Below are 16,978 nucleotides of genomic sequence, written 5' to 3'. Positions count from 1 at the left end.
TGGGCTTTTTCTATCGTACCATCACCATTGCAGGTGGTAAACTTATTGCAACAGCTTCCAGCCAATCCTTTCACTTGAACAAACCCCATAGCCCCATGTGGATCTTATTTGCGCTCCTTGCCGCGGTGTCGGCAGCGGTAGTTACCGTGCTGTCGAAAGCCGGCCTCAAAGATGTAGACAGCAGCGTGGCCTTTGCCATCCAGGCGGTGCTCATCATCCTGGTATCCTGGGGTGTAGTGATTGTGCAAGGCAATACAGGGCAACTGAAAAGCATTGATGGCCGCACCTGGACCTACCTGATTATAGCAGGGGTGGTTACCACACTGTCTTCCCTCTTTACATTCAAGGCCCTGAAGATGGGCGATGCCTCCATTGTAAACCCGCTCGAAAGGGTGTCGCTGGTATTTGCCATTATTTTGGCCGCCATATTTCTGAAGGAAAAGATCACCTGGCAGATTGCCATTGGCGCCGCCCTGATGGTAGCCGGGGCATTGGTGATTGCTTTTGCGAAGAAGTAGACCATGGACCATGGTCCATGGTCTATCGTCCATCGTCCACCGCCTATCCCCCTCCTGCACTATCTTCAGGCAATGCAAACGCTTGCCGAACCAACAACTGCTCCAACCGCCCTGCTGCGCAACTACCGCCTCAACAGCATCGACCTGCTGCGCGGGTTGGTAATGGTGATCATGGCACTCGACCATGCCCGCGACCTCCTGCATGTGGGCGCCCTCACTATCGATGCGCTGGACCTGCAAACCACTACGCCCCTCCTGTTCTTTACCCGGTGGATCACGCATTTCTGCGCACCGGTATTTGTGTTTCTTTCCGGCACCAGTATCTACCTGCAAGGGTTGCGCAAATCGAAACGGGAGTTGAGTGTATTCCTGTTAAAAAGAGGATTGTGGCTGGTTGCAGCCGAGGTGTTGCTGGTAAGCCTGGGTATATCCTTCGATCCTACTTATAGTTTTATCTTTCTGCAGGTGATCTGGGCCATCGGTATCAGCATGGTATTGCTGGCTGCGCTCATTTGGCTGCCTTTTTCGGTGCTTTTGGCTTTGGGAGCGGCAATACTGCTGGGGCATAATGGGCTGGATGCATGGGAGGCACAACAAAAAAGCTTTTCGCTGGGGTATAGCCTGCTGCACCGGCAGAACTTCCTGCCCTTTGGCGAGGGTCGTTTCCTGGGCATTCTTTATCCTTTCCTGCCCTGGACGGGCATCATGATCCTGGGCTATTGTTTTGGGCGTATGTACCAACTGGAAGCTGCCACCCGCAAAAGGTGGATCGCCGGCATCGGGGCAGCACTGGTGCTCTTTTTCGTGGTGCTGCGCTTCACCAATATCTATGGCGACCCGCAGCCCTGGAGCGTGCAGCCGCGTAGTGGTTTCACCCTGCTTTCTTTTGTCAATACCACCAAGTACCCGCCCTCGCTTTTGTTTGCCTGTATGACCATCGGGCCAGCACTCCTCTTCCTGGCTTTTGCCGAAGGCTGGCGCGGCAGGCTCGCCCATGTGCTGACGGTATATGGCAGGGTGCCTTTCTTGTATTACCTCCTGCATTTTTACCTGCTTCACCTTCTGGCTGCCGTCCTTTTTGTGGGCAGGGGCGGTACGGTAGCCGAAGGTTTTAAAGGCGTGGAAGGCGTGCCGTTTAAGTTTGTGGTGCCGGGTGTGGGCCTGGAGCTGTGGCAGGTGTACCTGGCCTGGCTGGGCGTGGTGGCGCTATTGTACCCGCTGTGCCGCTGGTATGGCAGGTATAAGCAGGCGCACCGGTACTGGTGGCTGTCGTATGTGTAAGCTGTTAGCCTTTAGCCTTTAGCTGTTAGCTGGCCAACAGCTAAAGGCTAAAGGCTAACAGCTTATTCATTGAACACAAAAAAAGCCCCGGAGAACCGGGGCCTTCAATGCTATAGGTAGCAGGTATTAGTACCTGTTGCGGTTGTTGCCATAACCACCACCGCCGTTGCCACCGCGGAAGCCACCACCACCGCCAGTGCGGGCAGGACGGTCTTCTTTGGGCTTGGCTTCGGTAACCTTGATGGTGCGACCATCTACAGAAGCTTCGTTCAGCTCGGCAATTGCTTTTTTAGCAGCTGCGTCATCGCTCATTTCAACAAAGCCAAAACCGCGTGAACGGCCGGTTTCACGGTCAGTGATCACTTTAGCGGAAGTTACTTCACCATAGGGGGTAAAAAATTCTCTCAGGTCTTCATCCTCTACGTTGAAGCTCAGATTGGAAACATAAATGTTCATGTGCTGGACAGAAATAAAAAATAAAAAATACTTGAGTGATGCAGAGAGTAAAGGACTAATGACGATGCGCTTGAGGCAGACTAATAGGCGGTTACTTATGCGAGGCTCAAATTAACAGCACAAAGATAAGGCATTCTGCTTCGCTAATCTTTAAAAAGATCATAATGCTTTGAAAAAGAAGGAACAAAGAGACTTGCAATCTTCCAATTGGCAGATTAATTTCAGGCAAATTCCGGTGGTGAAATGGCGAACAGTAAACCAGTAACCGCTAAAAGCCCATCAGCCCCAAACCACCATCTACACCTCTTGACATTTTCCCTTTTTCACTTTAATATCGAAGGATAGTCGAAGGATGGTCGAAGCATACCGGGGACTGCATGGGCGCAGATTGGGCTTTGCTACGGCTTATCTATAGGACTAATAGCTGGCAACCACCCTACGCTCCTGCTTATGGCACGCCTTATTCCCAACTCCCCGCTTGCCGGCCTCAGCGGCACCCTTGGCAAGCAGATCGTTTTCAAGCAATATGCCCACGGTACCGTAGTGAGCAAGTACCCCGACATGAGCCGGGTAAAACCTTCTCCGCTTCAGCTGGTTTACCGCCAGCGCCTGAAAGAAGCCACCGCCTATGCCCAGCGTATCAACCGCGACCCGGTGCTAAGGGCGGAATATGCCAAAGGGTTGAAAGCAGGGGAGAGTGTGTTTCACAAAGCGAAGAAGGAGTATCTGGAACAGTTTAAAAAGGACACAACAGGCCTTTGAGTGGTTGTTTTCGTTGCCTGACACCAAAAACATGCAGCCCTGTACCAACACAAAGTGCCACCACCTCCAACTGCTTCCGTTTGTACATTTACCGCATGCTCCCAACCGCAATGGAAAGTACTGCAGCACTGGTAAATACGATACAAACCCTACTTGAGCAAGGAACACATCCCAACACGATTGGAGTGCAATATGCAAGCACTGCAAGCAAGGACCTGCTGCTTGCCAGCTTTACCGGTGCAGGCATCCCCTGCTACTGCCAATACACCCTTCCCCTCCTGCACCAGCCCCTGATCCACCAACTGCTGCAGGTATTGCAATACATCCGTGCCGAGCAGCACCTGCCCGGCAGCGGTGAGGCGCTCCTGTTTGAAGTGCTGCACTTTCCCTGGTGGGGCATTCCCGCCAACGAGCCGGCGATGGCCTGTATGGAGCTGTTTGAACTGCGTATCAAGGGCAGTGATGCCACCCTGCTGCAATACCTGCACAGCAAAACAAAAGAGCAACCTACCGACCTGTTCTGGCAGGCACCGGCACCGGGTATGGCAAAAGCTTTGGCTGCACTGGAAAGCCTGGTGGCTGCAGCTGCCCAGACGCCGCTGCCACAGTTGGCGCATTTGGTGATGGAACGCTATGACTTTGATGAGCACCTGCAACACCATCCGCAAAAAGTTCTTCAGGAACAGCTGGTGCAGGCTTTCATACAGCATTTAAAGAGCACAGGCACCAATGACCTGGAAACAGGGATGCAACAACTGGAAAACATACAGCGTACAACCGGCTTACCGGCCGCCATACAAAGTGGTGACCCCAATGGCATTCAACTGCTGCCCTCGCCTATGCCCGAAGGACGTCCATTTGCCTACCTGTTTGAAATAGCCAATACAGCCCGAACGGCTTCCCTACCGCAGACGGTTAAAAAGCCCGAAATTCCGCACCTCGATGATGCCTATGAAGCCCGCGCCCTGCGCAGCTTTCGTATGAATGTAAGTGCGTTGAACACCTACCTGCACTGCCCGCTGGCGTTTTACTACCACAACGTGGTGCGTATTCCGTCACCCCGCAACGAAGCCATGGCCTTTGGGTCGGCGGTGCACCATGCGCTGGAGCAACTATTGAAGCAGGCACAGCAAGCAGAGGAATTACCTGACGCGGAAGTTTTATTGTCGGCCTTCATGGACTTCATGCAGGACAACAGGGCACTGTTCACGCCAGCCGAGTGGCAGCGCCGCACCACTTACGGCATGACCATGCTGGAAGACTATTACCACCAGCGTGCCATCCACTGGAATTTAGTTGCCGCCGTAGAGCGTAATATCCGGGGAGTGGAAATAGATGAAATACCGCTAAAAGGCAAGCTGGATAAAATTGAATTTGATGGCAAAAAAGCCACCATCGTAGATTACAAGTCGGGGAACGTGGAGCGGGCACTCCGGCAATTGCAACCACCATCGGAGGCACTGCCCAATGGCGGCGACTACTGGCGGCAGGCCGTTTTTTACAAGCTGCTGGTAGATAACCTCACCACCAGGGACTGGCAGGTGCAAGGTGTGGTGTTCGACTTTATTGAACCCGATGCACAGGGCCAATACCGGCAGCAATCCGTGACCATAAGTGCCGCTGATGAAGCAACTGTAAGGGAGCAAATCAGAACGGTGTGGCACAAAGTACAGCGCCATGATTTTTACACCGGCTGCGGTAAGGAGGGATGTTACTGGTGTGGCTTTGTGAAAAGAAACGAGCTTACCATCAAATGGCATCAGCAGGCCGAAGAGCAGGCAGGTTGAAGAAAAAACCTTGAAGGTTTTAGAAACCTTCAAGGTTTGATACAGCCACCCAGGTGCTAATAGACCTATAAGGTTTCAAAAACCTTATAGGTCTATTGACTTACTTATCTGCATTCAGGATCACCGGTGCCCCGCGGCCGTTCATGATGATCATCTTGGCATTTTGCGAGCGGGCCAGTTCCATATTGGCCTTGATCTGTTCGTACTGCAATTGTTTGTCCGTAAGGCTTGCCGAAATGATCTGCTGGTAGTCGGCAATACCCTGGGCCTCCACCCTTTTGCGGTCGGCTTCCTGCCGTTCTTTTTGCAACACAAACTGCATCTTCTGCGCTTCCTGTTCTGCCTGTATCTTCTGCTCGATGGCACCCTTTACCGATGCAGGTAGCGTGATGTTACGCACCAGCAGGCTTTCCAAAAACAAACCGCGTTTGCGGAAGTCGGCTTCTATGGCCTTGAAGATGCGGCTTTGAAACTCGTCGCGCTTGGTGGAATAGAGCGCAACGGCTTCATAGTAAACGGCATTGTCGCGGATGCGGGTGCGGGCAATGGGCCGCACGATCTTGTCTTCATAATCGGTACCGGTTTCGCTTACCAGCCGGGGTGCTTCGGCGGGTGTAAGGCGGTACAGCACCGTGAGGTCGATGGTCACTTCAAGACCGTCGGCAGTAAGTACGCGGATGGCATCGTCACCCGACTTATGGCCTTCATCGTTGATGCCGCTCATGGTGTAGTTCTGGGTGCGCACATCCATTTCATCAATTTCAAAAAGCGGATTGACAAAGTGAAGCCCGCTTACCAGCACTTCGGGCTGTACACGGCCAAAGAGTTTTTTCACGCCGATATTACCGGCGTCAATCTGCACAAAAGAAGAAACAATAATACCGGCCAGCACAAGCCCAATGCCTACAATGCGGCCGATGCGGCGGGGCTGCTCAATGCCGGGAATGGGTTTCAGAAACAAGGAAAATAAAAAGATCAGAATCCCCAGGATCAGGAGTACCATAGTTGTGGTGTTTAAAAAACGGTAGGTATGGCCGGGGGTGATGTATCAAAGCTAAGGGAATAGTGGGGATGATGGAGGATGGGCGATGGACGAGGGACGAGGGAGAATGGGCGATGGACGATAGACCATGGACCATAGACAACGGACGACAGACGACAATGAAGTTCCTGATTACAATTCGTGGTCCGTCATCCATTGCCCGTCGTCCGTCGTCCGTGGTCCGTGGCCTTTATCTATGGTCCATGGTCTATCGCCCATCGTCCCTCGTCCTCCTCACCTTCCTGCCACCCGCACCAGGGCCCGGGCGGTAAAAGGCATCAGCAATAATAAGAGCAGGGAGGTCCAGCCAAGCATTGACCATACAAGCAGGATCGCCAGTAAAAGGTAAAGGGGATAAAACAACAGGTGCAGGGCCGCTACAACACTGTCGTAGTGGTCGGAATCGAACAGGGCAGCAACCCATTTTACAGGGTAATACATAAGTGCATGTAGCAACCATCCCAACAGGGCGGGAAGTGCCAGCATCATTTTTTCCACCCTGTTTACCGGTACGGGAAAATGGCGGCGCAGGCCTTCCTGATCTCCTGCGTCAAGATGGTATACCAGTCCTTCCAGCTGCGCCTGCAACTGCTGGTTGAACGCCTGTATTTGTTTCCCGTCACCATCCGGCTGCAACACGCTTTCCTTTTGTATGGGACTGCCAAATAGCAGGTGCACATCTTTACCAAAACTGCGAAAGGAACTATAGTTAAAACCAAGCGGGATCACCGTCAGCGGAATGTCTTTCTGCCAGGCACTGATGGCGAGGCGTGCCGTGCCTTTGCGCAAGGGCCGCAGCTTCCATTCGTTTACACAAAGCGCCTCGCTGAAGATGAGCACCACGCCATTTTGCGCAAACACTTCATGACAGGAAGCAAAAGTGGTATAGTTGTGCGCCAGGTTTCCGGCGCCTTCGGTAGTGCGGTACACCGGCAGCAGGTGGATGCGGCGGAGCCATTTGTTCCAGCGCGGAGTAAAAGCATCGCCACGGGCCAGCGAATACAAAGTCTCTTCCAGCAGGGTGGTAAGGATGATGCCGTCCAGGAAAGAATTGGGGTGATTGGCGGCAAAGAGCACCGGTCCTTTTACCTGCAGCATGGCGGGTTTATTGACATACAGCCGGCGTATGTAGATACGCAGGGCCAGGCGGGCATAGGATTTAAGCAGGCGGAAGAGCACGGGACAAAGTAAGGGGATTTCGGATTTGTGATTTTGGATTTCGTTAGGTGTGCTATGGTAGTTGGTTAGTAGGACGAACGGCCACCAAAATCCGAAATCATTTTAGGGTTCAGGTACAAAACTTCCCGGCGCCAGGTTCCAGTCGTAAGATTTAAACCGCATTTTAGGCCTGCTGCCAGCGGTTATAATGCCACAGTGCTCCAACAGCTTTAAAGTGCCTTTACGGCCACCAAAATCCCCCCAAAACCATAGAAAGAGCCGCGGCAGGTAAACAATATTTTTCCGGGAATCATATCGGGCTTCTGTAGAGAGATAGGCGCGGGTAGCCAGGTCTAGTTGTGCATGGATCATTTCGGGGCGGTACACCGCAATGGGCGGACAGCTGGCAGCGCCGCAGTTGAGGGCAAAATGGATGCGGCAGTCAGGAGTTTGCAGGCGGAAAGCTATTTCAAAAATGGAAGGCAATGGATCTTGCAAAAAGCCCAGCCCCCACCAGATACGTGACCTTCGCAGAATGCCATGTTCGATATCATCGAGGCTAAGCGGCATGCCTGCCACCACGAAAGCCATTCGGCCAAAAAATGCCCTGCGCCGGGTATACAACGCAGGTTCTTGTTGCAAAAGGATTTGCACAAAAGCATTATACCCGTTCAGCCAAAAGGTAAGGCGCAGGGCATCGTTGTACAATTGCTGCAGCAAATCAAGGGAGTCCATAGTTGCCAGTTGTTGCAACAACCCGTTGGCATCTGCACCATTGCGTACCGCCAGCAGCAACTGTTGCGACAAATCAATAGCATCAGGAGGATTGTTGGCAGGTACCATTTAGGAGCATTTTATTTCAACGAAACTACAAATGCCCTAAACAGGTAAGAACCTGTCAGGCAGGAGCCCGAAAGATCATTCAAAGGAATACCAGCAGCAGAATTTGCTGTTTTGGCCTGCACCTTTTTCTGAGGGCTACTGCCCACAACGGCTGGTTTTGGAACGGCAAGTATCCATATCTTCGCAGCGCTCCAAAAAAGCCTTTTAATCCTTTTCAATATGCTCCCAAAATACAAACGCATCCTGCTGAAACTTTCGGGTGAGAGCCTGATGGGTGATAAGAATTTCGGCATGGACTCCACTGTCATTGCCCAATACGCACAAGATATCAAATCCATTTCCGAACTGGGCGTACAGGTTGCGGTTGTGATTGGCGGTGGTAATATCTACCGGGGTATGAACGAAGCCGAAACCGGTATCGAACGTGCCCATGGCGACTATATGGGTATGCTGGCTACCGTGATTAATGGCATGGCCCTGCAGGCAGGCCTCGAAAAAGTAGGCGTGTATACCCGTTTGCAAAGCGCCATCAAGATGGAGCAGATCGCCGAACCTTATATCCGCCGCCGTGCCATCCGTCACCTTGAGAAAGGCCGCGTGGTGATCTTTGGCGCAGGTACCGGCAACCCCTACTTCACCACCGACACTGCAGGTTCGCTGCGTGCCATTGAAATCAAAGCCGACGTGATCCTGAAAGGTACCCGCGTGGACGGTATCTACACCGCCGATCCAGAGAAAGACCCCACTGCCACCAAGTACGGCACCATCACCTTCCAGGAGTGCATTTCGCAAAAGCTGAACGTAATGGACATGACCGCCTTTACGCTGTGTATGGAAAACAACCTCCCCATTGTGGTGTTTGACATGAACAGCCCCGGCAACCTCAAACGCGTAGTTACGGGCGAAAAAGTAGGCACCTTGGTTACCAGCTAATACCATTTCAAAAAGGCTGCAAGCTGTTAGCTGCAAGCTTCAAGGCAGCCATTGCCCAGCACAGAAAACGATATCAGTTTACCGAACACATAGCAAAAGGTGCCGCCGCAGGGTGGCACCTTTTCTTTTAGTGACCATGGACGATGGATGATATAACATGGACCACAGACGACGGACGACGGGTTAACCATTTTCAACCATTGTGTTCCGTCGACCTTAATCTGTCGTCTCTCCCCTGGTCCATCGTCCATGGTCCCCCTGACCTTTGTCAACCAATAGGCCACAGCCTTGTTTACATTTGTCCCAGATCAATTACATATTATGAACCCGAGCATTGCAGATATCAGAAAGGACTACGCCGCCCTCAGCCTTTTGGAAACCGATGTTGCCGCCGACCCCATCACCCAGTTTGGTACCTGGTGGCAGCAGGTGCTGGACAGCCAGGTGCTGGAACCCAATGCCATGACCCTCGCCACCGCATCGGCCGATGGATTGCCAGCAGCCCGCGTGGTGCTGCTCAAAAATTACAACGAGCAGGGTTTTGTTTTTTATACCAACTACCAAAGCTTCAAGGCCATGCACCTCGAAGAAAACCCCAAGGCCTGCCTCGTGTTTTTCTGGCCAGAGCTGGAACGCCAGGTACGTATTACCGGCCTGGTGAAAAAAGTGGCAGGCGCCGAAAGCGATGCCTACTACAACTCGCGTCCCGAAGGCAGCCGCATCGGCGCCTGGGCATCGCCCCAGAGCCAGGTGGTGCCGGGCAGGGAGTGGCTGGATGCACAGTTTGCCGCCAAGCGGGCTGAGTTTACCGGTAAGGAGATCAGCCGCCCGCCACACTGGGGTGGTTACCTGGTGCAGCCCGTGGTGGTAGAGTTCTGGCAGGGCCGTCCCAGCCGGCTGCACGACCGCATTCAGTATTCACTACAGGAAGGTGGTGAGTGGAAGATTGAAAGGCTGGCGCCGTAGTGGGGAAATGGTGAGTGGTGATTAGGTATTAGGTATTGGGTATTAGGTATTGGGTATTTAGAACAGACCTTCATTTTCAATAAAAGCAATTCCCAATACGTAAAGCCATTATAAAACCGGGCACAACCTGTTTATCCCAATTTCAATTAGGTTGTGCCAGTCATCAAGATACCGGCAACCGGCAGTTGGCAACTTGAAAATGTTAATAGCCCACGGTTTCAACCGTGGGTACCGGAGCCACCACCTGTACAAAGGAAACCGTTGAAACGGTTTCATCAACCCAGCGCCCCCAGGTATGCACCTATTGTTTGTATAAAACAAAAAAGGCAGATAGCGACTCAAATCGCATCTGCCTTCAATTTCTTATAGGGCTTAAGCTAATGCTTAGGCTTGCTTCAGGGCCGTGTTGGGGTTCTTCTTCACGCTAGTGGGGCGCGACTTACCGAAAGAACCTTTGAAACGCTTACCTTTTTTGGTTTTTTTATCTCCTCTACCCATGGTAAAATTTTTATTTAGACTGCAAAAGTGCTTAAAAAATGGGGAATAAAAAAAAGCTCCCTTTCCGGACGGGCCGGGAAGGGAGCTTTAAAGAGTTGATTGCAGTGGATTAGAGTTTAGAAGAAAGCTCTTTACCAGCTTTGAAGCGGGCAACTTTGCGCGCCTTGATCTTGATCACCTCACCGGTTTGGGGGTTGCGACCGTTGCGGGCAGCACGCTTGGATACGGTGAAGGTACCAAAGCCAACCAGGGTTACTTTATCGCCTTTTTTCAGGGTCTTGGTAACGGCATCTACGAAAGAATCTAAAGCTTCGTTAGCTTGGGTTTTGGTGATGCCAGCGTCATCGGAGATCTTGGCGATCAGTTCAGCTTTGTTCATAGTGGTTTGTTTATTTCAGTGCGACAAATTTAGAGGCTTTTTCAAAGCCGCAAAATAATTTTCCGCATGCCGAAAGGATACTACAATCCCCTAAAACCCTTATGTAGCAAGGGTTTCAGCAAATGCACCGAGCACAACTTATTAGCACTATTTTTCATAACAAAGCCAAAACCCTTTACCAGCAAGGCTTTCAGACAGCACACTATCTTCAAAGTCTTGCCGGGCAAGGGTTTCCCGATAAACACACCAAGCGTTTTTATTTTATGCAATCACTTCCATCAAAGACCGGAATGAGATAAAACTATTGCCCCAACGCTTGAAGGCAGCATCCCGCAAGTCAACTGCATACCGCTGCAGGTAATCTTCATAATCGCCCCGCTCCGCAGCAGTGTACTGCGTGGCATAAGTAGGACCTTCGCTTTCGTCCAGGTCCAGCAGGCGTACCATTTTATAATCTGTAAAACAGCCCGTAGCCATCACCGCAGGTATATGTTCTGTCTGCATCCACAGCAGCCATTGCTGCGCCAGGGAGGCTTCTATCTTGGTAGTAACATTGTATATCAGCATGAGCCAATTTGTTGTTGATGAAAAAATATCTGGTAATGGGTTTGTAAAACACCCTGCCTTGTAATACCCTCCATTTTCAGAGAAGATGCCGAAACAAGTTCGGCATGACATAGTCTAAGGACACTGTCATCCCGACGCAGGTCGGGATCTCCAGCCTTTTTCGGAGTGCCTGTGTACAGAAGAGGATGCCGAAACGAGTTCGGCATGACAGATCCTGAAAGCACTATGCTTTCCTTTCTAACTTAGAAAGTTTTTCCAAACTCCAAACTCCAAACCAAAAACTTACAACAAGCCTTCCAGGTCAATATCCAGGTACACCGGGCAATGGTCGCTGTGCTTGACATCGGGATAGATCTCCGCGTCTTTGATGCGTGTCTGTAAAGGCTCGGTTACCGATATATAATCGATACGCCAGCCCTTGTTGTTGAGGCGCACACTGGGAAAGCGCTGGCTCCACCAGCTATAGCGATGCGGCTCGGTACGCACGGCACGGAAACTATCCACCCAGCCATTGCTGTACAACTTATCCATCCAGGCTTTTTCTTCGGGTAAAAAGCCACTGCTGTTCTTATTGCCTTTTGGATCGTGGATGTCGATGTCTTTATGCGCAATGTTGTAGTCGCCGCACAGAATGAGGTTGGGATGCTCTTTACGCAGGTCCTGTATGTAATCGTAGAATTCATCCAGCCACTGGTATTTGTAAGCTTGCCGCTCATCGCCCGAAGAGCCCGAAGGGAAATAGGCATTGATGATGCGCACCTGTCCAAACTGCAATTGTATCACCCGGCCTTCGCTGTCGCTCACTTCATGGCCGGTACCGCACTGCACTTCATCGGGATCGTGTTTGGTAAAAATTGTAACACCACTGTAGCCTTTTTTCTGTGCACAAAACCAATGGTCTTTATAACCCAGCTCACGAAGGGCGGCTGTGTCTACATCTTGCTCATAAGCTTTGTTTTCCTGCAAACAAATAATGTCGGCAGGATGGGTTTGCATCCACTCTACAAAACCCTTCTTCATGGCTGCACGCAGGCCGTTGACGTTGTAGGAAATTATTTTCATAGCTCAATTAGATTAGGTGCTGAGGATGAGGTATTGGGTATTTAAAAATCCATAATGCACCCATGCCGTTGTTACCATCCATGCTGTACAACGATTAATAACGAATACAAAATAGCCCATACCTTTTACCGCTCATCCAGCATCAAAACCGCCGCAATATACCCCCAATTGCCCCGGCCCCGCATTTGCAGAATACCTATTTTCACAACGCCACTCCAACAGTTCATAAAAGCATGTTATGGCAGAAGCAAGTACAAAAAAACCGGCCCCATCGAAAAAAGTTGATCCCATTATTCCACCCAAGGAACACGTATACCTCGAAGGCCCCAAGAGCAGGGGTTATGAATTCAGATTTGCTTGGCGGGTGTTTTGGGAGCTGATCAATGCCTTCCGTACCCTGCATTTTGTAGGGCCCTGTATCACGGTATTTGGCTCGGCGCGTTTTTCAGAAGACAACAAGTGGTACCAGTGTGCCCGCGAGTTTGGCAAGCGCATTTCCGGCATTGGCTTTACCACTATGACGGGCGGTGGTCCGGGCATTATGGAAGCAGCCAACCGTGGCGCCCACGAAGCCGGTGGCATGAGCGTGGGCTGCAATATCCGGCTGCCTTTTGAGCAGGCCCACAACCCCTACATGCACAAGTGGATGACCTTTGAATATTTCTTTACCCGTAAGACCATCCTGGTAAAGTATTCTTATGCCTTCATCATCATGCCCGGTGGCTTTGGCACCATGGACGAGTTCTTTGAAACCCTTACACTGGTGCAAACCAAAACCATCCACGGCTTTCCCATCGTGCTTTTCGGTAAAGAATTTTATGAACCGCTGATGGATGTGATGCATATGATGGCTGAGAAAAAAACCATTTCCGAAGAAGACCTGAAACTGGTACTGCTCACCGATGATGTGAACGAAGCCATGGATCATATTTACAAATACATCCAGGCGAATTACAAAGTAAAACCACGCAACAGGAAGTGGTGGTTGCTGGAACAGCGGTAAAATGTTGTAGGGATGTGACCCAGAAGTTATGATGGCCGCTGCAAAACAGGTATAACTTTGCTATTTGCGTAAACAATAAAACAAGGTTTAGCGGGGAGCAGCAGGCTTTGAACTTTACACTCAACACTAAACCCTTTTCTTTGCGTCATGACCCAACCTAAAGCCATCATTTTCGACCTGGGCAACGTGCTGGTAGACTGGAACCCCGACTACCTGTTTCGTAAGATCATCACCGATGAGGAACGCCGCAAGTTTTTCCTCACCAATATCTGCAACCTGCACTGGAACGAGCTGCAGGATGGCGGCCGCACCATTGCCGAGGGCACGGCCGAATTGCTGGCGCAATATCCCGAGTGGGAAGAGCAAATAAGGGCCTATTACGACCGCTGGACCGAGATGTTTAACGGACCCATCGAAGGCACGGTTGAAATCTTCCGGCAGTTAAAAGCGCAGGACGGATATAAATTTTATGCACTCACCAACTGGAGCGCCGAACTCTTTCCCATCGCGCTGGAACTTTTTCCTTTCTTTCACTGGTTTGACGGCCGCGTGGTAAGTGGTGAGGAGGGCATGCGCAAACCCGATCCTGCATTTTTTCAACTGCTGCTGGACCGTTTTGGTTTGCAGGCAAATGAAGTTTTGTTTATTGACGATAACCTGCGCAATGTAACTGCTGCCGAGGGCATAGGAATGGACAGCATCCGTTTTGAAAACCCGCAGCAGTTGCAGGCGGCCCTGGCACAGCGGGGTATTGTGGTAAACCTATAAGGCTTCTAAAAATCTTCCAGTTTTGAATGCCACACGCTGCTGAAAACCTATAAGGTTTTAAAAACCTTATAGGTTTATAAGTTACCAGGCCTTCAAGGTTTTGGAAACCTTGAAGGTTTTAATTTTCAAGCCTTTCAAACTTAAAATCAGCGGCTCCCCAATACCCCGGTGCCGCTCCTGTAAAAGCTATGGCAGCGCTGGTGATTGTTGCGGCTAAGGATTACTTTAGTTCCTCAAATCACCCCCCATCATGCGTAATATTACCCTGCTGCTGTTGTGCCTCTGGTCTTCTTTTGCAATGGCACAAACCGAAGGACAGGAAGGCAAGAAAAACATCTTTGCCAAGTTCAAAGAGAACAAAACCGTTTCCGGCATCCTTGAAAGCAAGAAACCCATCACCACCAACTTCAAGGATGATGTAAGCCTCGACGGCATCCTGCAGCCCGATTTCGGGCAGGACAAACAGTACCGCAACCTGCACGAGATGCCACAGGCACCCAACGGCGCTTACCAACTGCAGCCTGGTTATTACGAACTCACCAACCTGAGTTATTGCCTTAAAGCGGGCACCCATGGTCCCGGACAGGGCGATGCCTATGGACTGGCCATCCTGGAGGGAAAAATGGAAGACGTGGTACATGCCGTTATCCGGCGCTCGCAGGAGGTATGGCGCAACAAAGAAAAGATGGATGTAACACAGGTACAGGACCGCGACAACAGGGGTAATATCGTAGAAACCGCTTTCCGCATCACCCAGCGCGATGTGCAGGTGCTGCTCTGGGCCATCATAGCAAAGGCCGACTTTCAAAACATGCAGGGCCGTACCAAGGTGGTGGCTACCATGCTGCTCACCCCACAACAATTATTAAAACTTAATGGGGGTGCTCTTAAAACGGCAGCCAATTTCGCTGATGATAAAAACATTGTAAACAAACCTGGTATCATCGAAACCGTGGAGCGTGCCGAAGCATCCATCCGTGCACTGTATCAAAATGCCAATGCTACCTACGAAGATTTCGAAAAGCTGGCAGTGCTTATAGGTCTTGCCAATGAACCACAGCCGGTGAATCGCGGCACCTGGTTCAAGCACAAAAACGGGTACTATGTATCCTATTACCCCGAAAGCTATTCGCGTACCCTCACCCGGGTATATGTACCCGAAAATGCAGGAACGGTATCGTTTACAGCCACCGGCACCGTAGCCACCCCTTCGGACGCAAGACAAAGGCTGGCGCAAACCGATATCAGCACCACCGAATACCAGCAGTTGGGGTTGCGGTAGTTTGTAGCAGCGGAATAGCTGCAAGCACCAGCTACAAGCTACTAGTTACAAGCTGCAAGTGAAATGAAGGAACAACACTGCGTGAAGAATAAAACTGAAATAAAAAACCCGGAGCGATTGGATGCTCCGGGTTTTTTATTTCAGTTTCATCTGTGCGAAGTAAGGATGGTCGGGATTGACGATGAGTTCCTGGCGTAATGGATGGATGATCACATCCATATCTTCCAATGGGATGGCGCCAAGCAGCGGCTCCGAATCGCCGGGAAGCACCATGGCACTTACAGAACTGCGCCTGTTTTTAAACCTGATTTCTACCGGTGCCACTACATCATATTCAACAATGCTGCCATCGGCCAGTTGGGCTTTTCTTTTTTCTACAACGGGAAGCTCCAGTTGCTCCTGAATATTTTCATTGATGCAAAGCATGTAAGAGCCCGTATCCACAAGGGCGTTTACCCGCATTCTTTTCACTTCCTCTTCGCCAATGATATGGCGGCGCACCAGTGCCAGGTCGTCGCCATTGATCAATTCAATATCTGCATACACCAGTCCCATAGTTTCAAATTTAGGCTTAAGTTGGCAGGAAGTCAATGGCGTGGGCGTTAAAACAGATCTGCCATCTCTTGGAGAGATGGCAGATCTTAAAACCACACCTAACCCGTTTTTGAAACCTTTTAGGTGTTACAAACAACCCATAATTACTCGGGACGATATCCCAGCACCGGGCTCAGCCAGCGCTCCACCTCTGCCAGCGGCATGCCTTTGCGTTGGGCATAATCTTCCACCTGGTCTTTCTGAATGGTGCCCAGTCCGAAATAGTGGCTGCCCGGATGCGCAAAGTACCAGCCGCAAACAGATGCCGGCGGGTTCATCGCCAGGCTTTCGGTAAGTTCGATGCCGATGTTTTCAGTTGCACGGAGCAAGGCAAACAGCTTCAGCTTTTCCGTATGATCGGGACAGGCGGGATAGCCTGGTGCCGGACGGATACCTTTGTATTTTACTTCGATCAGTTCTTCATTGGACAACTGCTCGCCGGCAGCATATCCCCAGTATTGGGTACGCACCTGCTGGTGCAAACATTCGGCAAATGCTTCTACAAAACGGTCGGCAAGAATCTGCACCATGATCTTATTGTAATCATCATGCTGCGCGGCAAAACGGTCGATATGTGCTTTGGCCCCATCAACAGTTACCGCAAAAGCGCCCATATAGTCACTAAAGCCCATCTCCTTCCCTTCCCGAGGGGAAGGGCTCAGGTCGGAGTTACTAGCTTTTGCTACCTGGTTGTTTATAGCAGAAAGAATTTGATGCAGGGTTTGCTCTGGTTCGTTTATTACCTGTTCATTGGTAAAGCGCAGCACAGTAAAGCCTAGCTCCTCGAGCCTTTCAGTTCTCTGTTTGTCGTTCGCTGCAACATCAGGTAATTGGTGAATTAAACCATCAATTTCGATAACCAACTTTTGTTGCAGGCATACCAGGTCGGCAATGTACCGATCGATGATATGTTGTCTGCGAAATTTGAATGAATCCAGCTTTTTACCTTTTACTATTTGCCACAACACCTCTTCTGCCTGGGTAGGTTGGGCACGATGCTGTAAAGCATATTCTCTCAAACGAGGGTAAACAACAGGGTCTGCCCACTGATATCCATATTCCTTACCGGGCTCTTCCAC

General features: G+C 50.8%; 19 protein-coding genes. 9 read left to right on the top strand and 10 right to left on the bottom strand.

Annotated elements, in window-relative coordinates; translation table 11 throughout:
• The coding region (locus BUE76_RS03830; RefSeq protein ID WP_216820617.1) for an EamA family transporter at window positions 1-518 on the top strand (518 nt) is incomplete at its 5' end.
• Window positions 519-590: 72 nt separating this feature from the next.
• Window positions 591-1,799, top strand: a complete 1,209-nt coding sequence (locus BUE76_RS03825; RefSeq protein WP_073046823.1) for a DUF1624 domain-containing protein — start codon at window positions 591-593, stop codon at window positions 1,797-1,799.
• Window positions 1,800-1,925: 126 nt separating this feature from the next.
• On the opposite strand, the gene BUE76_RS03820 is transcribed toward BUE76_RS03825, so the two are convergent.
• The gene (locus BUE76_RS03820; protein ID WP_073046826.1) at window positions 1,926-2,255 is read right to left on the bottom strand and encodes an RNA recognition motif domain-containing protein; all 330 of its coding nucleotides are present in this window, start codon (window positions 2,253-2,255) and stop codon (window positions 1,926-1,928) included.
• A 450-nt stretch (window positions 2,256-2,705) separates the two neighbouring features.
• On the opposite strand from BUE76_RS03820, the gene BUE76_RS03815 reads away from it, so the two are divergent.
• Both BUE76_RS03815 and BUE76_RS03810 read left to right on the top strand, forming a co-directional pair.
• Entirely contained in the window at window positions 2,706-3,017 is a 312-nt protein-coding gene (locus BUE76_RS03815; RefSeq protein ID WP_073046829.1) for a hypothetical protein, read from the top strand.
• Between the two features lie 110 nt (window positions 3,018-3,127).
• Window positions 3,128-4,804, top strand: a complete 1,677-nt coding sequence (locus BUE76_RS03810; RefSeq protein ID WP_216820616.1) for a PD-(D/E)XK nuclease family protein — start codon at window positions 3,128-3,130, stop codon at window positions 4,802-4,804.
• 100 nt (window positions 4,805-4,904) lie between these two features.
• Here the strand turns inward: BUE76_RS03810 and BUE76_RS03805 are convergent, their stop codons facing one another.
• The 3 genes from BUE76_RS03805 to BUE76_RS03795 form a co-directional block, all read right to left on the bottom strand.
• Window positions 4,905-5,807, bottom strand: a complete 903-nt coding sequence (locus BUE76_RS03805; protein WP_073046835.1) for a prohibitin family protein — start codon at window positions 5,805-5,807, stop codon at window positions 4,905-4,907.
• 273 nt (window positions 5,808-6,080) lie between these two features.
• On the bottom strand, window positions 6,081-7,025 hold the full coding sequence (locus BUE76_RS03800) for a 1-acyl-sn-glycerol-3-phosphate acyltransferase (protein WP_073046838.1): 945 nt from the start codon (window positions 7,023-7,025) through the stop codon (window positions 6,081-6,083).
• A gap of 102 nt (window positions 7,026-7,127) precedes the next feature.
• Window positions 7,128-7,847, bottom strand: a complete 720-nt coding sequence (locus tag BUE76_RS03795; RefSeq protein WP_073046840.1) for a DUF547 domain-containing protein — start codon at window positions 7,845-7,847, stop codon at window positions 7,128-7,130.
• 219 nt (window positions 7,848-8,066) lie between these two features.
• On the opposite strand from BUE76_RS03795, the gene pyrH reads away from it, so the two are divergent.
• A complete protein-coding gene (pyrH, locus tag BUE76_RS03790; protein WP_073046843.1) occupies window positions 8,067-8,780 on the top strand; it encodes a UMP kinase in 714 nt (237 codons plus the stop codon).
• A 321-nt stretch (window positions 8,781-9,101) separates the two neighbouring features.
• On the top strand, window positions 9,102-9,746 hold the full coding sequence (gene pdxH / locus BUE76_RS03785; protein WP_073046846.1) for a pyridoxamine 5'-phosphate oxidase: 645 nt from the start codon (window positions 9,102-9,104) through the stop codon (window positions 9,744-9,746).
• Between the two features lie 384 nt (window positions 9,747-10,130).
• Here pdxH and BUE76_RS03780 read toward each other — a convergent pair whose 3' ends face one another.
• From BUE76_RS03780 to BUE76_RS03760, 4 genes are all read right to left on the bottom strand, one after another.
• A complete protein-coding gene (locus tag BUE76_RS03780) occupies window positions 10,131-10,244 on the bottom strand; it encodes a 30S ribosomal protein THX (protein WP_073046849.1) in 114 nt (37 codons plus the stop codon).
• Window positions 10,245-10,353: 109 nt separating this feature from the next.
• The gene (locus BUE76_RS03775) at window positions 10,354-10,623 is read right to left on the bottom strand and encodes an HU family DNA-binding protein (RefSeq protein ID WP_073046852.1); all 270 of its coding nucleotides are present in this window, start codon (window positions 10,621-10,623) and stop codon (window positions 10,354-10,356) included.
• Between the two features lie 261 nt (window positions 10,624-10,884).
• On the bottom strand, window positions 10,885-11,190 hold the full coding sequence (locus BUE76_RS03765) for a DUF4286 family protein (protein WP_073046858.1): 306 nt from the start codon (window positions 11,188-11,190) through the stop codon (window positions 10,885-10,887).
• Between the two features lie 282 nt (window positions 11,191-11,472).
• On the bottom strand, window positions 11,473-12,252 hold the full coding sequence (locus BUE76_RS03760; protein WP_073046860.1) for an exodeoxyribonuclease III: 780 nt from the start codon (window positions 12,250-12,252) through the stop codon (window positions 11,473-11,475).
• A 238-nt stretch (window positions 12,253-12,490) separates the two neighbouring features.
• On the opposite strand from BUE76_RS03760, the gene BUE76_RS03755 reads away from it, so the two are divergent.
• The 3 genes from BUE76_RS03755 to BUE76_RS03745 all read left to right on the top strand — a co-directional run bounded on the left by BUE76_RS03755 (window position 12,491) and on the right by BUE76_RS03745 (window position 15,305).
• Window positions 12,491-13,255, top strand: a complete 765-nt coding sequence (locus BUE76_RS03755; RefSeq protein ID WP_073046863.1) for an LOG family protein — start codon at window positions 12,491-12,493, stop codon at window positions 13,253-13,255.
• 147 nt (window positions 13,256-13,402) lie between these two features.
• Window positions 13,403-14,023: an HAD family hydrolase gene (locus tag BUE76_RS03750; protein WP_073046866.1), complete on the top strand. Its 621-nt coding sequence runs from the start codon at window positions 13,403-13,405 to the stop codon at window positions 14,021-14,023.
• A 250-nt stretch (window positions 14,024-14,273) separates the two neighbouring features.
• On the top strand, window positions 14,274-15,305 hold the full coding sequence (locus BUE76_RS03745; protein ID WP_073046869.1) for a hypothetical protein: 1,032 nt from the start codon (window positions 14,274-14,276) through the stop codon (window positions 15,303-15,305).
• Window positions 15,306-15,440: 135 nt separating this feature from the next.
• On the opposite strand, the gene BUE76_RS03740 is transcribed toward BUE76_RS03745, so the two are convergent.
• The gene (locus BUE76_RS03740; RefSeq protein ID WP_073046872.1) at window positions 15,441-15,860 is read right to left on the bottom strand and encodes a clan AA aspartic protease; all 420 of its coding nucleotides are present in this window, start codon (window positions 15,858-15,860) and stop codon (window positions 15,441-15,443) included.
• Between the two features lie 143 nt (window positions 15,861-16,003).
• A partial coding sequence (locus tag BUE76_RS03735) for an endonuclease domain-containing protein (RefSeq protein ID WP_143313418.1) occupies window positions 16,004-16,978 on the bottom strand: 975 nt, incomplete at its 5' end.

Origin of the sequence: Cnuella takakiae (genome assembly GCF_001953305.1) — a bacterium.
Taxonomy (GTDB): Bacteria; Bacteroidota; Bacteroidia; order Chitinophagales; family Chitinophagaceae; genus Flavisolibacter; species Flavisolibacter takakiae.
Note: the sequence above shows the minus strand (reverse complement) of the source record. Positions and strands in the feature narration are given on the sequence as shown.

Excerpts from the sequence above, each read along its gene's own strand:
- pdxH (WP_073046846.1), top strand. The coding sequence starts at position 9,102 with ATGAACCCGAGCATTGCAGATATCAGAAAGGACTACGCCGCCCTCAGC.
- BUE76_RS03750 (WP_073046866.1), top strand. The coding sequence starts at position 13,403 with ATGACCCAACCTAAAGCCATCATTTTCGACCTGGGCAACGTGCTGGTA.
- BUE76_RS03760 (WP_073046860.1), bottom strand. The coding sequence starts at position 12,252 with ATGAAAATAATTTCCTACAACGTCAACGGCCTGCGTGCAGCCATGAAG.
- BUE76_RS03740 (WP_073046872.1), bottom strand. The coding sequence starts at position 15,860 with ATGGGACTGGTGTATGCAGATATTGAATTGATCAATGGCGACGACCTG.
- BUE76_RS03765 (WP_073046858.1), bottom strand. The coding sequence starts at position 11,190 with ATGCTGATATACAATGTTACTACCAAGATAGAAGCCTCCCTGGCGCAG.
- BUE76_RS03780 (WP_073046849.1), bottom strand. The coding sequence starts at position 10,244 with ATGGGTAGAGGAGATAAAAAAACCAAAAAAGGTAAGCGTTTCAAAGGT.
- BUE76_RS03820 (WP_073046826.1), bottom strand. The coding sequence starts at position 2,255 with ATGAACATTTATGTTTCCAATCTGAGCTTCAACGTAGAGGATGAAGAC.
- BUE76_RS03795 (WP_073046840.1), bottom strand. The coding sequence starts at position 7,847 with ATGGTACCTGCCAACAATCCTCCTGATGCTATTGATTTGTCGCAACAG.
- pyrH (WP_073046843.1), top strand. The coding sequence starts at position 8,067 with ATGCTCCCAAAATACAAACGCATCCTGCTGAAACTTTCGGGTGAGAGC.
- BUE76_RS03775 (WP_073046852.1), bottom strand. The coding sequence starts at position 10,623 with ATGAACAAAGCTGAACTGATCGCCAAGATCTCCGATGACGCTGGCATC.
- BUE76_RS03825 (WP_073046823.1), top strand. The coding sequence starts at position 591 with ATGCAAACGCTTGCCGAACCAACAACTGCTCCAACCGCCCTGCTGCGC.
- BUE76_RS03745 (WP_073046869.1), top strand. The coding sequence starts at position 14,274 with ATGCGTAATATTACCCTGCTGCTGTTGTGCCTCTGGTCTTCTTTTGCA.
- BUE76_RS03810 (WP_216820616.1), top strand. The coding sequence starts at position 3,128 with ATGGAAAGTACTGCAGCACTGGTAAATACGATACAAACCCTACTTGAG.
- BUE76_RS03755 (WP_073046863.1), top strand. The coding sequence starts at position 12,491 with ATGGCAGAAGCAAGTACAAAAAAACCGGCCCCATCGAAAAAAGTTGAT.
- BUE76_RS03815 (WP_073046829.1), top strand. The coding sequence starts at position 2,706 with ATGGCACGCCTTATTCCCAACTCCCCGCTTGCCGGCCTCAGCGGCACC.
- BUE76_RS03805 (WP_073046835.1), bottom strand. The coding sequence starts at position 5,807 with ATGGTACTCCTGATCCTGGGGATTCTGATCTTTTTATTTTCCTTGTTT.